A 13,722-nucleotide genomic window follows, 5' to 3' on the forward strand; every position below is an offset into this window, starting at 1 on the left:
ATGCACGATCATAACAACACTACTCCCGATCATATCGACGCCCAGGGGCAACCCGCCGCCGATTCACTGACGAAAGAAAATGTTTTTGTGCTGAGCGACGCAGAGCGTGACGCGATTGAGCAGGAAAAACACCATTATGAAGATGCCCGCGCCGCGTCGATCGAAGCGCTGAAAATCGTGCAGAAACAGCGTGGCTGGGTGCCGGATGGCGCCATCAAGGCGATTGCCGATGTGCTGGGAATCGCGGACAGCGATGTGGAAGGCGTGGCCACGTTTTATAGCCAGATCTTCCGCCAGCCGGTGGGACGCCACATCGTGCGCTATTGCGACAGCGTCGTTTGCCATATCAACGGGTATGAAGGCGTCAAGGCGGCTTTGGAACGCAAACTCAGTATTAAGCCGGGTCAGACTACGTTTGACGGCCGTTTTACCCTGCTGCCGACCTGCTGTTTGGGAAACTGTGATAAAGGTCCGTCAATGATGATTGACGACGACATTCACAGTCACGTAAAGCCTGATGATATCGAATCGTTATTGGAGCAGTATCAATGAGTAAAAACATTGTTCTGACTGCTGAACAGCATCCTCTGACCTGGCGTTTACGTGCAGATAAACAGCCGGTGTGGCTGGATGAGTATCGCAGCAAAAACGGCTATGCCGGCGCGCAGAAAGCCCTGAGCGGCATGGCGCAGGATGAGGTGGTTTCCCTGGTTAAAGACGCGGGTCTGAAAGGACGCGGCGGCGCCGGCTTTTCGACCGGGCTTAAGTGGAGCCTGATGCCGAAAGACGAAAGCATGAATATCCGTTATCTGCTGTGTAACGCGGATGAAATGGAGCCGGGAACCTATAAAGACCGCCTGTTGATGGAACAACTTCCCCACCTGCTGGTGGAAGGCATGCTGATCAGCGCGTTTGCCCTGAAAGCCTACCGCGGCTACATCTTTCTGCGCGGCGAATATGTTGAAGCGGCGGTGAATTTACGCCGCGCCATTGAGGAGGCCAAACAGGCCGGTCTTCTGGGTAAAAACATTCTGGGCAGCGGGTTTGATTTCGAACTGTTTGTCCATACCGGCGCCGGTCGTTACATCTGCGGCGAAGAAACCGCGCTGATTAACTCGCTGGAAGGTCGTCGCGCCAACCCGCGCTCGAAACCGCCGTTTCCGGCATCCGCCGGAGCATGGGGTAAACCGACCTGTGTTAATAACGTGGAAACGTTGTGCAACGTTCCGGCCATTATCGAGCACGGCGCCGAGTGGTATCAGGGGTTGTCCGCCGGCAAAAGCAAGGATGCCGGCACCAAACTGATGGGATTTTCCGGACGCGTTAAAAATCCGGGTCTGTGGGAATTGCCGTTTGGCACCACCGCGCGCGAGATTCTTGAGGATTACGCCGGCGGCATGCGGGACGGGCTGACATTGAAAGCCTGGCAGCCCGGCGGCGCCGGTACCGATTTCCTGACCGGCGATCATCTCGATTTGCCGATGGACTTTGAGAACATCGGCAAAGCGGGAAGCCGTTTGGGTACCGCGCTGGCGATGGCGGTCGACAACGAAATCAATATGGTTTCCTTAACCCGCAATCTGGAAGAGTTTTTTGCCCGTGAATCCTGCGGCTGGTGTACGCCGTGCCGCGATGGTTTGCCCTGGAGCGTAAAACTGTTGCGGGCATTGGAACGTGGAGAAGGGCAGCCCGGAGATATCGAAACGCTGGAGCAGCTTTGCCGTTTCCTGGGCCCAGGCAAAACCTTTTGCGCTCACGCGCCGGGCGCCGTGGAACCCTTGCAAAGCGCCATCAAATATTTCCGAAATGAGTTCGAAGCGGGTATTTCTTCACAATATCTGGGTAACACCAAAGCGATTGGCGGTATTCAACCTAACTTGTTGAAAGAGCGCTGGTAACCAATCGTCTGATGAGCTTGAGATGCAGTAAATGTATCCGCCGGGCGACACCAACAAGTCGCCCTCATAAACAGAATTTTTGATTAGCGCCTGTGGTAACTCAGGCCATTATGGAAGCATGCTGACTATGGCTACTATTCATGTAGACGGCAAAGAGTATGAAGTGAATGGAGCGGACAACCTGCTTGAGGCTTGTCTGTCCCTGGGACTTGATATTCCTTACTTTTGCTGGCACCCCGCGCTGGGAAGCGTTGGATCTTGCCGCCTTTGCGCGGTAAAGCAATACCAGAACGAGGAGGATACCCGCGGTCGACTGGTGATGTCTTGTATGACGCCGGCTACCGAGGGTACGTTCATCGCGATTGAAGACGAAGAAGCGAAGCTATTCCGTAAAACGATAGTCGAGTTTCTGATGACCAATCACCCGCATGACTGTCCGGTGTGCGAGGAGGGCGGGAACTGTCATCTGCAAGATATGACGGTGATGACGGGACAGAATTTCCGTCGCTACCGTTTTACCAAACGCACTCACCGTAATCAGGATTTGGGTCCTTTCATCTCGCATGAGATGAACCGCTGTATCGCCTGTTACCGTTGTGTCCGTTACTACAAAGATTATGCCGATGGCACCGACCTTGGCGTTTACGGCGCGCACGATAACGTCTACTTCGGGCGTCCGCAGGACGGCACGCTGGAAAGCGAATTTTCCGGCAACCTGGTTGAGGTGTGTCCGACCGGCGTTTTCACCGACAAAACGCACTCCGAACGTTACAACCGTAAATGGGATATGCAGTTTGCGCCGAGCGTCTGCCAACAGTGCAGCGTTGGCTGCAATACCAGCCCCGGCGAACGTTATGGCGAATTGCGTCGTATTGAAAACCGTTTCAACGGCAGCATAAACCATTATTTCTTATGCGATCGCGGTCGTTTTGGCTACGGCTACGTCAATCTGCAAGATCGTCCGAAACATCCGCTGCAACGTCGCGGCGACGACTGGGTTGAGCTGACCGGCGAACAGGCGGTGGAAGGCGCGGCCGACGCGTTGCGTCAGGCGAAGAAAACCATCGGCATCGGCTCGCCGCGCGCCAGCATTGAAAGCAACTTCGCTTTGCGTGAACTGGTCGGGGCGGAAAACTTTTATACCGGTATCGCCCACGACGAACAACAACGGCTGCAACTGATTCTGCAAGTTTTGCAGAACGGCGGCGTGCGTACGCCGGCGCTGCGCGAGATCGAAAGTTATGACGCCGTTCTGGTGCTGGGCGAAGATCTGACTCAGACCGGCGCGCGCATTGCATTGGCGGTTCGTCAGGCGGTAAAAGGCAAAGCGCGTGAAATGGCGGCGGCGCAGAAAGTGGCCGACTGGCAGATTGCGGCCATCCTGAATATTGGTCAGCATGCCAAACATCCGCTGTTTATCACCAACGTGGACAGTACCCGACTGGACGATATCGCCGCCTGGAACTATCGGGCGCCGGTCGCCGATCAGGCCCGGTTGGGTTTCGCCATTGCCCATGCGCTGGATGACAGCGCGCCGGCGGTGACGGATCTGGCCGACGGACTCGATCAGAAAGTGGACATCATTGTTCAGGCGCTGACCGGGGCGAAAAAACCGCTGATTATTTCCGGCACCAACGCGGGCAGCGAAGAACTTATCGCGGCGGCGGCCAATGTGGCGCAGGCGCTCAAGTCTCGCGGCGCCGACGTCGGCATCACGTTTGTCGCCTCCGCGGCCAACAGCATCGGCCTGTCGATGATCGGGGGCGGCTCGCTGGATGACGCGCTGGCGCAACTGGAAAACGGCGAAGCCGACAGCGTGGTGGTCATGGAGAACGATCTCTATCGTCACGCGCCTGCCGCGCGCATTGACGCGGCGCTGGAAAAAGCCGGCAACGTGATCGTGCTGGATCATCAGCGCACCCGCATCATGGATAAAGCCGGCTTTGTTCTGTCAGCGGCAAGTTTTGCCGAAAGCGACGGTACGCTAATCAACCAGGAAGGCCGCGCGCAGCGATTTTTCCAGGTCTACGATCCCGCTTACTACGACAACAGCGTGGTGATGCTGGAAAGCTGGCGTTGGCTGCACTCGCTGAGCTCCACCTACCACAACCGCAAAATCGACTGGACTCAGCTTGATCATGTCATTGATGCCTGTATTGATGCCATGCCGCAATTGTCGGCGATTAAACAGGCCGCGCCTGACGCATCGTTCAGAATTAGCGGGCAGAAACTGGCGCGTTCGCCGAACCGTTCAAGCGGACGCACCGCCATGCGCGCCAACATCAGCGTGCATGAGCCGCGTCAGCCGCAGGATAAAGACACCATGTTCGCCTTCTCAATGGAAGGGAACAACAGTCCGCAGGCCGATCGTCAGCAGATTCCCTTCGCCTGGGCGCCGGGTTGGAACTCGCCGCAAGCCTGGAACAAGTTTCAGGATGAAGTCGGCGGTCATATTCGCCACGGCGATCCGGGAGTCCGCCTGATCGAAGCGGGAGACAGTACGTTGGGATATTTCGATAACATCCCGGCGGCGTTTGTCGCTCAATCAGGAAGCTGGCGCGTTGCGCCGTATTATCATCTGTTCGGCAGCGATGAGATGTCGCAGCGCTCCGCCGTGATTCAAAGCCGTATGCCTGAAGCTTACGTTATGGTTAATCCGGCTGATGCGGCGGCCCTGGGGGTGAATCCCGGTACGCTGGTCGAATTGAGCTGCGAAGGCCAGACATTACGCTTGCCGCTGCGGTTAAGCGACGGCTTGAGTCAGGGACAGGTCGGTTTACCGCTGGGACTGCCGGGCATCGCGCCGGTGCTGGCGGGCGCGACCGTTGACAATCTGCGGGAGGCTGCACAATGAGTTGGTTAACACCGGAGCTCCTGGAAGTACTGATTGCCGTTGGCAAAGCGATCGTCATTCTGCTGGTCGTGGTGACCTGCGGGGCATTCATGAGTATGGGCGAACGTAAGCTGCTGGGTCTGTTCCAGGGGCGTTACGGACCGAACCGGGTCGGTTGGGGCGGTTCGTTACAGTTAGTCGCCGATATGATCAAAATGTTCTTCAAAGAAGACTGGGTGCCAAGATTTACCGACAAGGTGATCTTCACGCTGGCGCCGATGATCGCCTTTACCTCTTTATTGCTGTCCTTTGCCATTGTGCCGGTCAGCCCGACCTGGGGCGTGTCGGATCTGAATATCGGGATACTCTTCTTCCTGATGATGGCGGGTCTGGCGGTTTACGCCGTGCTGTTTGCCGGCTGGTCGAGCAACAACAAATACTCATTGCTGGGCGCGGTGCGCGCTTCCGCCCAGACGTTGAGCTATGAAGTGTTTCTTGGTCTGTCGCTGATGGGCGTGGTCGCTCAGGCCGGTTCTTTCAATATGAGCGATATTGTCGAATCGCAGGCGCATTTATGGAACATCGTTCCGCAGTTCTTCGGCTTTGTTACTTTCGCCATCGCCGGGGTAGCGGTGTGTCACCGACATCCGTTTGACCAGCCGGAAGCGGAACAGGAACTGGCGGATGGCTATCACATCGAATATTCCGGCATGAAATTCGGTTTATTCTTCGTCGGCGAATATATCGGTATCGTCACGGTTTCCGCTCTGATCGTTACCCTGTTCTTCGGGGGCTGGCATGGTCCGTTCCTGCCGCCGTTTGTCTGGTTTGCGCTGAAAACGGCCTTCTTCATGATGATGTTTATTCTGATTCGCGCCGCCTTGCCCCGTCCGCGTTATGACCAGGTGATGGCTTTCGGTTGGAAAGTTTGTCTGCCGATAACCTTACTGAACCTGCTGGCGACGGCCGCGGTCATTTTGTACAACGCTCAATAAGGGGTGAGTGAACCATGACATTAAAAGACTTAGTGATTGGTTTCGGCACCCAGGTACGCAGTATCTGTATGGTGGGCTCGAACGCTTTTAAAAAGCGCGAAACCAGAATGTATCCCGAAGAACCCGTGAATCCGCCGCCGCGCTATCGCGGCCGTATCGTGCTGACGCGCGATCCGGACGGCGCGGAGCGTTGCGTGGCCTGTAACCTGTGTGCCGTGGCCTGTCCGGTCGGCTGCATCTCCTTGCAGAAAGCGGAAACCAAAGATGGTCGTTGGTATCCCGAGTTTTTCCGTATCAACTTTTCGCGCTGCATTTTCTGCGGCTTTTGTGAAGAGGCTTGTCCTACCACCGCCATTCAGTTAACGCCGGATTTTGAGATGGGGGATTACAAACGGCAGGATCTGGTGTACGAAAAAGAAGATCTGCTGATATCGGGGCCGGGTAAATATCCGGAATATAACTTCTACCGGATGGCCGGCATGGCTATCGATGGGAAAGATAAAGGCGAAGCTGAAAACGAAGCTAAACCCATTGATGTTAAAGGCCTATTGCCCTAAGGAGCTAGCATGGAATTCGCTTTTTATATTGCGGGCCTGATTGCAGTAGTGGCGACGTTGCGCGTCATCACTCATACCAATCCCGTGCATGCGTTGTTATATCTGATTGTTTCTCTCATCGCCATCGCCTGCGTGTTTTTCTCGCTGGGGGCTTACTTCGCCGGCGCGCTGGAGATCATCGTTTACGCGGGCGCCATTATGGTGCTGTTCGTGTTTGTGGTGATGATGCTCAACTTGGGAAACTCCGTGGTCGAGCAGGAACGCGCATGGCTTAAACCTACCGTCTGGATAGGGCCATCATTGCTGTCGCTGGTCTTGCTGATAGTGATAGTGAAGGGCATTTTAAGTCTGGACGACCAGGGCATTACCGGCGACATGGTGGATGCCAAGTCGGTGGGCATCGCGCTGTTCGGTCCTTATGTTCTCGCCGTTGAACTGGCCTCGATGCTGCTGTTGGCCGGGCTGGTGGTCGCTTTCCACGTCGGTCGTGAAGACAAACGCGGAGAGGTTATCGCCAAAGAAACCGCGCACCAGAATGTTGAGAATAAAATAACAGGGGAACGCGCATGATTCCGTTACAACATGGTTTGATTTTGGCAGCCATCCTGTTTGTTTTGGGGCTGACTGGGTTGGTTATCCGTCGTAACTTGCTGTTTATGCTGATAAGCCTGGAGATAATGATCAACGCGGCGGCGTTGGCGTTTGTGGTTGCCGGCAGCTACTGGCATCAGGCGGACGGGCAGGTGATGTATATCCTGGCGATTACGCTGGCGGCGGCTGAAGCCAGCATCGGGTTGGCGCTGTTGCTGCAACTGTACCGCCGCCGCCAGAATCTGAATATTGATACAGTCAGTGAGATGCGCGGATGAACTTACTCTACTTAACAATACTATTCCCGCTGCTTGGCTTCCTGCTGTTGGCGTTTTCCCGCGGCCGCTGGTCGGAGAACGCGTCTGCGACGGTCGGTGTGGGTTCCGTTGGGTTGGCGGCGCTGACGGCCGCCTGGGCAGTGGCTGATTTCCTTGGTCAGCAACATAGCGGTGCGGGCGCGTTTGACCAGCATCTCTGGACCTGGATGGCGGTGGGCGATTTTAATATCGGCGTGACGCTGACGCTTGACGGCCTGTCGGCCACCATGCTGTCTGTGGTGACCGGCGTGGGGTTCTTTATCCATCTGTTCGCTTCCTGGTATATGCGCGGCGAAGAGGGGTATTCCCGCTTCTTCGCCTACACCAACCTGTTTATCGCCAGTATGGTGGTGCTTGTTCTGGCGGATAACCTGTTGCTGATGTACCTCGGATGGGAAGGGGTGGGGCTGTGCAGCTATCTGCTGATCGGTTTCTACTACACCAACCCGAAAAACGGCGCGGCGGCGATGAAAGCCTTTGTGGTAACGCGCGTGGGCGACGTATTTCTGGCGTTTGCGCTGTTCATTCTTTATCGGGAACTGGGGACGCTTAACTTCCGCGAACTGATGGTACTGGCGCCGCAACAACTGGCGGAGGGGTCTCCGGCGATCACCTGGGCGACCTTGATGTTGCTGGGCGGCGCGGTCGGTAAGTCCGCTCAGTTGCCGCTGCAAACCTGGCTGGCGGATGCCATGGCGGGGCCGACGCCGGTCTCGGCATTGATCCACGCCGCGACGATGGTGACCGCCGGGGTGTATCTGATCGCCCGTACCCACGGGTTGTTCCTGCTGGCGCCGGACGTTTTACATCTGGTCGGCGTCGTCGGCGCGGTCACGTTGGTATTGGCGGGGTTCGCCGCGCTGGTGCAGACGGATATCAAACGCGTACTCGCTTATTCCACCATGAGTCAGATCGGCTATATGTTTCTGGCGTTGGGGGTACAGGCGTGGGATGCGGCGATTTTCCATCTGATGACCCACGCGTTTTTCAAAGCGTTGCTGTTCCTGTCTTCCGGTTCGGTGATTCTGGCTTGTCATCACGAGCAGAACATTTTCAAAATGGGCGGGCTGCGTAAAACCATTCCGCTGGTGTATGTCTGCTTTCTGGTCGGCGGCGCGGCATTGGCTGCGTTGCCGCTGGTTACCGCCGGATTCTTCAGTAAAGACGAAATTCTGGCGGGCGCCTGGGCTAACGGTCACCTCAATTTGATGGTGGCGGGGCTGGTCGGCGCCTTTATGACCTCGCTGTACACCTTCCGTATGATCTTTATTGTGTTCCACGGCGAGGCGAAAACCAAAGCTCATGCGGGGAAAGGCATCTCACATCATTTACCGCTGATTGTGTTAATGGTGCTGTCAACCTTTATCGGCGCGATGATTGTGCCGCCGTTGCACGGCGTACTGCCGGAAACAACGGAACTGGAGCACGGCCGGATGATAACGCTGGAAATCGTTTCCGGCGTGGTCGCCATCGCGGGCATCTTACTGGCCGCATTGCTGTGGCTGGGTAAACGTCAATGGGTGAACAGTATCGCGCAAAGCGCGCCCGGACGTTTCTTCTCAACCTGGTGGTTCCATGCCTGGGGATTTGACTGGCTGTACGACAAAGTTTTCGTCAAACCCTATCTGGCCGTCGCCAGACTGTTGCGCCGCGATCCGCTGGACGCGCTGATGAATATTCCGGCTTTCATTACCCGTTGGGGTAACCGCGGGCTGGCAGTGAGCGAAAATGGTCAGGTGCGGTGGTACGTTGCCTCCATGGGGTTGGGCGCTGTCGTCGTGCTGGCGTTGTTACTGCTGGTTTAAGACGGTAGCCGGAACGTACGAAGGGTAGGGCATTCCTGATGAGAGTGCCCGCCACGGCAAGTTTTCAGATTTCTTTAATTTAGGGACACAAAGCGCCATGCTACTACCTTGGCTAATTCTTATCCCCTTTATCGGCGGTCTGCTGTGTTGGCTGTCTGAGCGTTTAGGTACCAAAGTACCGCGCTGGATCGCGTTGATTGCGATGGGGTTGACGTTGGTGCTATCTCTGCAACTCTGGTTGCAAGGTGGCTATTCTTTGGCAACGCCCGGCGGACTGCCGCAATGGCAGGTTGAGTTCAGTGTTCCGTGGATCCCCCGCTTTGGCATCGATTTTCATCTGGCACTGGATGGACTTTCGGTGCTGATGGTGGTGTTGACCGCGCTACTGGGCGTGTTGGCGATACTCAGTTCCTGGAATGAGGAGCACCACAACCAGGGGCTTTTCCACCTTGGAATATTGTGGACGCTGGTCGGCGTTATCGGCGTATTCGTCGCTATCGACCTGTTCCTGTTCTTCTTCTTCTGGGAAATGATGCTGGTGCCGATGTATTTCCTCATCGCCATATGGGGACACAAAGGTTCTGATGACAAAACCCGAACCGCCGCGGCAACCAAATTCATCATTTATACCCAGACCAGCGGCCTGGTAATGCTGATCGCCATTCTGGCGCTGGTATTCGTGCATCATGATGCTACCGGCGTCTGGACCTTCAATTACGAAGCGTTGCTGAAAACGGAAATGTCGTATGGCATTGAATACCTGCTGATGCTGGGATTCTTCGTCGCCTTCGCGGTGAAAATGCCGTTGGTGCCGGTACATGGCTGGTCGCCGGATGCCCACAGCCAGTCTCCGACCGCGGGTTCCGTCGACCTGGCCGGGCTGTTGATGAAAACGGCGGCCTACGGTTTACTGCGCTTCAGCCTGCCGCTGTTTCCGAATGCCTCGCACGAATTTGCGCCTATCGCCATGTGGTTAGGGGTGATCAGCGTATTCTACGGCGCCTGGATGGCCTTTAATCAGACCGATATCAAGCGGTTGGTCGCTTACACCTCGGTTTCCCATATGGGCTTTGTGATGATTGCCATTTACTCCGGCAACCAACAGGCTTTTCAGGGCGCGGTTATCCTGATGATTGCTCACGGTCTGTCGGCCGCGGGGCTTTTTATCCTGTGCGGTCAGTTGTACGAGCGTGTGCATACCTGGGATATGCGTCAGATGGGAGGGCTGTGGGCCCGTCTCAGATATTTGCCGGCGCTGTCGCTCTTTTTTGCCGTCGCCACCTTAGGTATGCCGGGAACCGGTAACTTTGTCGGGGAATTTAATATTCTGATCGGCAGTTATCAGGTTGTTCCGCTGATTACCGTGATTTCCACCTTCGGTCTGGTATTTGCGTCGGTTTATTCGCTGATGCTGATGCAACGTGCTTATTACGGCGCCCCGAAATCAGAACAACCGCTGCCGGGTATGACGATGCGCGAGCTGTCCGTCGTTATGCCGCTGGTGGTGTTGCTGGTGTTGTTAGGGGTGTTCCCGCAACCGATTCTGGATACCTCCAGTGCGGCGATGGCAAATATCCAGCAGTGGTTTATGTCGTCTACTCCAGATTCAATAATTTCAACAACAAGGCCGTAATTCGCCATGACAATAACTCCTCAACAACTAATTGCGCTATCGCCGCTGTTGATCGTCGGATTGACGGTAGTGGTTGTGATGCTGTGCATTGCGTGGCGACGCAACCATTTTGTCAACGCAACCTTGACGGTTATCGGTCTGAGCATCGCGCTGCTGTCGCTTTACTTTGCAGGCCAGGCAGGGCCGACCGATGTGACCCCGCTGTTACGGGTTGATGGTTTTTCCATGTTCTATACCGGACTGGTGTTGGTGGCCAGCCTGGCGACCTGTACCTTTGCTTATTCCTGGTTGGAAGGGTATGAGGATAACCGCGACGAGTTCTATCTGCTGGTGCTGATTGCCTCGTTAGGGGGGATCCTGCTGGCGAGCGCGAATCATCTTGCGTCGTTGTTCATTGGCATTGAACTGATTTCGCTGCCGCTGTTTGGACTCGTCAGTTACGCCTTTCGCCAGGCGCGTTCGCTGGAGGCCGGTATAAAATACATGTTGCTCTCGGCGGCGTCGTCTTCTTTCCTGCTGTTCGGTATGGCGCTGGTATATGCCGATTCGGGCAATCTGACCTTCGCCAGTCTGGGGCGCAGCCTGAGCGATCTCCACATCCATGAGCCGCTGTTGCTGGCGGGGTTGGGGATGATCATCGTCGGCGTGGGCTTTAAGCTGTCGCTGGCGCCTTTCCAACTGTGGACGCCGGATGTGTATCAGGGCGCGCCGGCGCCGGTTTCGACCTTTCTGGCCACCGCCAGCAAGATCGCCATTTTCGGCGCGGTGATGCGTTTGTTCCTCTACGCACCGATGGTGGACAGCGACTCGGTCAGAATCGCGCTTGGCGTGATTGCGTTTGTTTCCATCGTGTTCGGCAACGTGATGGCGGTTTCCCAGCACAGCATCAAGCGCTTGCTGGGATACTCATCCATTGCGCATATGGGGTATCTGCTGGTTGCATTGATCGCGGTGCAAACTCATCAACTGGCGCTGGAAACGGTTGGCGTCTATCTGGTGGGCTATTTGTTTGCCAGTCTCGGCGCCTTTGGCGTTGTCAGCCTGATATCAAGTCCGTGCAGCGGCCCTGAGGCCGACTCCATGCTGTCCTATCGCGGCCTGTTCTGGCATAAGCCCGTCCTGGCTGCGGTGATGACGGTGATGATGTTGTCGCTGGCCGGTATCCCGATGACGCTGGGCTTCTTCGGCAAGTTCTACGTGTTGGCCGTCAGCGTGAACACTGACCAGTGGTGGTTGGCCGGCGCGGTCGTGCTGGGTAGCGCGATTGGCCTCTACTATTATCTGCGGTTGATGGTCAGCCTGTATCTGGATGCGCCGCAGACGTCAACGCGCGATGATGCGCCAGGAAACTGGGCATTGACGGCCGGCGGCGCGGTGGTGGTGATCTCGGCAATCGTGGTGTTGATACTGGGTTTTTACCCGCAACCGCTTATTTCCCTGGTGCAGTTGGCCCAGCCAATCATGTAAGGGTACGCAGACGGTCAGATGAAACCGCCGTAGACGATGGTCTGCGGCGTTTTTTTATGGCGGCAATCCCTATTCGTCGCTTGCTGAACCGCTTCTTTAGGAATGATCCGGCCGCTTAAGACCATTGCAAGTACGCAAAATTGTCTATAGTTAACGGGACAATTTTTTTCATAAGGAAAGGAGCATTTTATGGCAGATGTAAAACAGCAGCCTGAAGATATTCGCGTCGATGACGATCTGAAGCTCTTATCTGAAACGCTGGAAGAATTATTGCGCTACTCGGGCGATCAGGCTGATAAAGCTTACCTTGATCTTAAGACTAAGGCGGAACAGTCGCTGAAAGAGGTGAAAGCCAGAATCGGCGGCGCCGGCAACAGTTACTATGCCCGGGCCAAACAGGTCGCGGATAAAGCGGATATCTATGTGCATGAAAAACCCTGGCAAGGTATCGGTATCGGCGCAACCGTCGGGCTGGTGCTGGGGTTGCTGCTGGCCAGACGTTAAGTCTGGGGGCTGAATATTGCGGTTATGCGTCAAATGAATGAGCGTTGGCCGCGCTACGCGGCTAACTGCCCGAGTATACTCTATCCCGTTTTTCACAATCACTCTGTAACGACAAGCATGCAATAGGCTCTGCCTGCGCGGCGCTTATCCGCTATTGGGGCGTTTACGCCAGCAGCGTACCATCAATTATCGTCACGCTATGCCCGCCGACCCAGGGCTCGTCATTGATGTAGACCACCGATATTCGGCCGTCGCACTGGAGTTTGGTTCCTTGTCGAACCTGGTAATCCAGTTGGGAGGCGATATTATCCGGATAATGTTGTTGGCGCAGTATGCAGGCCAGACAAGCATTGGCGCTGCCGGTGACCGGATCTTCCCTGAGGTATCCCTGTTCCATGTAAAACGTGCGAACTTCGTAGTCCGTTGGGCTGGCGTTATCATGCGGTCCGTAAATGGCGATGCCGTCGGTCTGGCAGGCTGCTTGTAAATCGGCCAGGGATTGCGCGTCCGGCGTGATGTTCAGGCAGGTATCGGCGTTGTCCATCCGTACTATCAACCAGCTTATTCCCATTCGTACAGTTGCCGGGGAATAGCGCTTATCTATTCTGGCGCTGCCGAGCGTTCGCTCCAGCAGCGGGGATAACGTGGCATCAAAGGGCTCGATTGTGGCCGGCGGCACATGAAAGGCCAGCGAACCATCATCATCAATATTGATGGGTACCAGGCCGATGCCGCTTTGCTGGATAATCTGCCCGGGGGATTTGGTCTGTAAACCCGACTCCAGCAGCGCGTGCGCCGTACCCAGCGTGGGATGGCCGGCAAACGGCAGTTCCTGCTCAGGGGTAAAAATGCGTACGCCATAGTCGGCCAGCGGATTGGTGGGAGGGACGACAAAGGTGGTTTCCGACAGGTGGGTCCAACGGGCGATAATTTGCATCTGTTCATCGGTCAGACCGTCGGCGTCCAGCACCACGGCCAAAGGATTCCCTTTGAAGGGGCGTTGGGTAAACACATCGATTTGTTTAAAGCGTCGTTGTTGCGGCATAGGTCGTCTTTTCCTGTCATCCCCGAATCTTTCAAATTACCGGCCTGTGGCCGTGTTTTGCTATTTATTGGCGAGTC

Annotated in this window: 12 protein-coding genes; 11 read left to right on the forward strand and 1 reads right to left on the reverse strand. The window is 55.8% G+C overall.

Annotation, left to right across the window (positions count from 1 at the left end; translation table 11 throughout):
• From nuoE to elaB, 11 genes are all read left to right on the forward strand, one after another.
• Entirely contained in the window at positions 1-552 is a 552-nt protein-coding gene (nuoE, locus tag ABRZ28_RS12700) for an NADH-quinone oxidoreductase subunit NuoE (protein WP_319604903.1), read from the forward strand.
• Positions 549-1,898, forward strand: coding sequence for an NADH-quinone oxidoreductase subunit NuoF (nuoF, locus tag ABRZ28_RS12705; RefSeq protein ID WP_330520420.1), 1,350 nt, complete (start codon positions 549-551; stop codon positions 1,896-1,898). The genes nuoE and nuoF overlap by 4 nt, the downstream gene beginning before the upstream one ends.
• A 127-nt stretch (positions 1,899-2,025) precedes the next feature.
• Positions 2,026-4,752 (forward strand): NADH-quinone oxidoreductase subunit NuoG, encoded by a 2,727-nt coding sequence (gene nuoG / locus ABRZ28_RS12710; RefSeq protein ID WP_330520421.1) that lies wholly within the window; start codon positions 2,026-2,028, stop codon positions 4,750-4,752.
• Positions 4,749-5,726, forward strand: coding sequence for an NADH-quinone oxidoreductase subunit NuoH (nuoH, locus tag ABRZ28_RS12715; protein ID WP_319604900.1), 978 nt, complete (start codon positions 4,749-4,751; stop codon positions 5,724-5,726). Before nuoG ends, nuoH begins: the two co-directional genes overlap by 4 nt.
• 14 nt (positions 5,727-5,740) lie before the next feature.
• The gene (nuoI, locus tag ABRZ28_RS12720) at positions 5,741-6,283 is read left to right on the forward strand and encodes an NADH-quinone oxidoreductase subunit NuoI (protein ID WP_319604899.1); all 543 of its coding nucleotides are present in this window, start codon (positions 5,741-5,743) and stop codon (positions 6,281-6,283) included.
• A 9-nt stretch (positions 6,284-6,292) separates the two neighbouring features.
• Positions 6,293-6,853 carry an NADH-quinone oxidoreductase subunit J gene (gene nuoJ / locus ABRZ28_RS12725; protein ID WP_319604898.1) on the forward strand — a complete coding sequence of 187 codons (561 nt, stop codon included), beginning with the start codon at positions 6,293-6,295 and terminating at the stop codon, positions 6,851-6,853.
• Positions 6,850-7,152, forward strand: a complete 303-nt coding sequence (gene nuoK / locus ABRZ28_RS12730) for an NADH-quinone oxidoreductase subunit NuoK (protein ID WP_319604897.1) — start codon at positions 6,850-6,852, stop codon at positions 7,150-7,152. Before nuoJ ends, nuoK begins: the two co-directional genes overlap by 4 nt.
• The gene (nuoL, locus tag ABRZ28_RS12735) at positions 7,149-8,996 is read left to right on the forward strand and encodes an NADH-quinone oxidoreductase subunit L (protein WP_330520422.1); all 1,848 of its coding nucleotides are present in this window, start codon (positions 7,149-7,151) and stop codon (positions 8,994-8,996) included. Before nuoK ends, nuoL begins: the two co-directional genes overlap by 4 nt.
• Before the next feature lie 97 nt (positions 8,997-9,093).
• On the forward strand, positions 9,094-10,629 hold the full coding sequence (nuoM, locus tag ABRZ28_RS12740; protein WP_330520423.1) for an NADH-quinone oxidoreductase subunit M: 1,536 nt from the start codon (positions 9,094-9,096) through the stop codon (positions 10,627-10,629).
• A gap of 6 nt (positions 10,630-10,635) precedes the next feature.
• Positions 10,636-12,096: an NADH-quinone oxidoreductase subunit NuoN gene (nuoN, locus tag ABRZ28_RS12745; RefSeq protein WP_330520424.1), complete on the forward strand. Its 1,461-nt coding sequence runs from the start codon at positions 10,636-10,638 to the stop codon at positions 12,094-12,096.
• Positions 12,097-12,285: 189 nt separating this feature from the next.
• Entirely contained in the window at positions 12,286-12,600 is a 315-nt protein-coding gene (gene elaB, locus ABRZ28_RS12750) for a stress response protein ElaB (RefSeq protein ID WP_319604893.1), read from the forward strand.
• 163 nt (positions 12,601-12,763) lie between these two features.
• On the opposite strand, the gene ABRZ28_RS12755 is transcribed toward elaB, so the two are convergent.
• Positions 12,764-13,645 carry a PhzF family phenazine biosynthesis protein gene (locus ABRZ28_RS12755; RefSeq protein ID WP_330520426.1) on the reverse strand — a complete coding sequence of 294 codons (882 nt, stop codon included), beginning with the start codon at positions 13,643-13,645 and terminating at the stop codon, positions 12,764-12,766.
• Between the last annotated feature and the right edge of the window lie 77 nt (positions 13,646-13,722).

Origin of the sequence: Brenneria sp. g21c3 (assembly GCF_040240345.1) — a bacterium.
Taxonomy (GTDB): domain Bacteria; phylum Pseudomonadota; class Gammaproteobacteria; order Enterobacterales; family Enterobacteriaceae; genus Brenneria.

Excerpts from the sequence above, each read along its gene's own strand:
- nuoE (WP_319604903.1), top strand. The coding sequence starts at position 1 with ATGCACGATCATAACAACACTACTCCCGATCATATCGACGCCCAGGGG.
- nuoF (WP_330520420.1), top strand. The coding sequence starts at position 549 with ATGAGTAAAAACATTGTTCTGACTGCTGAACAGCATCCTCTGACCTGG.
- nuoG (WP_330520421.1), top strand. The coding sequence starts at position 2,026 with ATGGCTACTATTCATGTAGACGGCAAAGAGTATGAAGTGAATGGAGCG.
- nuoH (WP_319604900.1), top strand. The coding sequence starts at position 4,749 with ATGAGTTGGTTAACACCGGAGCTCCTGGAAGTACTGATTGCCGTTGGC.
- nuoI (WP_319604899.1), top strand. The coding sequence starts at position 5,741 with ATGACATTAAAAGACTTAGTGATTGGTTTCGGCACCCAGGTACGCAGT.
- nuoJ (WP_319604898.1), top strand. The coding sequence starts at position 6,293 with ATGGAATTCGCTTTTTATATTGCGGGCCTGATTGCAGTAGTGGCGACG.
- nuoK (WP_319604897.1), top strand. The coding sequence starts at position 6,850 with ATGATTCCGTTACAACATGGTTTGATTTTGGCAGCCATCCTGTTTGTT.
- nuoL (WP_330520422.1), top strand. The coding sequence starts at position 7,149 with ATGAACTTACTCTACTTAACAATACTATTCCCGCTGCTTGGCTTCCTG.
- nuoM (WP_330520423.1), top strand. The coding sequence starts at position 9,094 with ATGCTACTACCTTGGCTAATTCTTATCCCCTTTATCGGCGGTCTGCTG.
- nuoN (WP_330520424.1), top strand. The coding sequence starts at position 10,636 with ATGACAATAACTCCTCAACAACTAATTGCGCTATCGCCGCTGTTGATC.
- elaB (WP_319604893.1), top strand. The coding sequence starts at position 12,286 with ATGGCAGATGTAAAACAGCAGCCTGAAGATATTCGCGTCGATGACGAT.
- ABRZ28_RS12755 (WP_330520426.1), bottom strand. The coding sequence starts at position 13,645 with ATGCCGCAACAACGACGCTTTAAACAAATCGATGTGTTTACCCAACGC.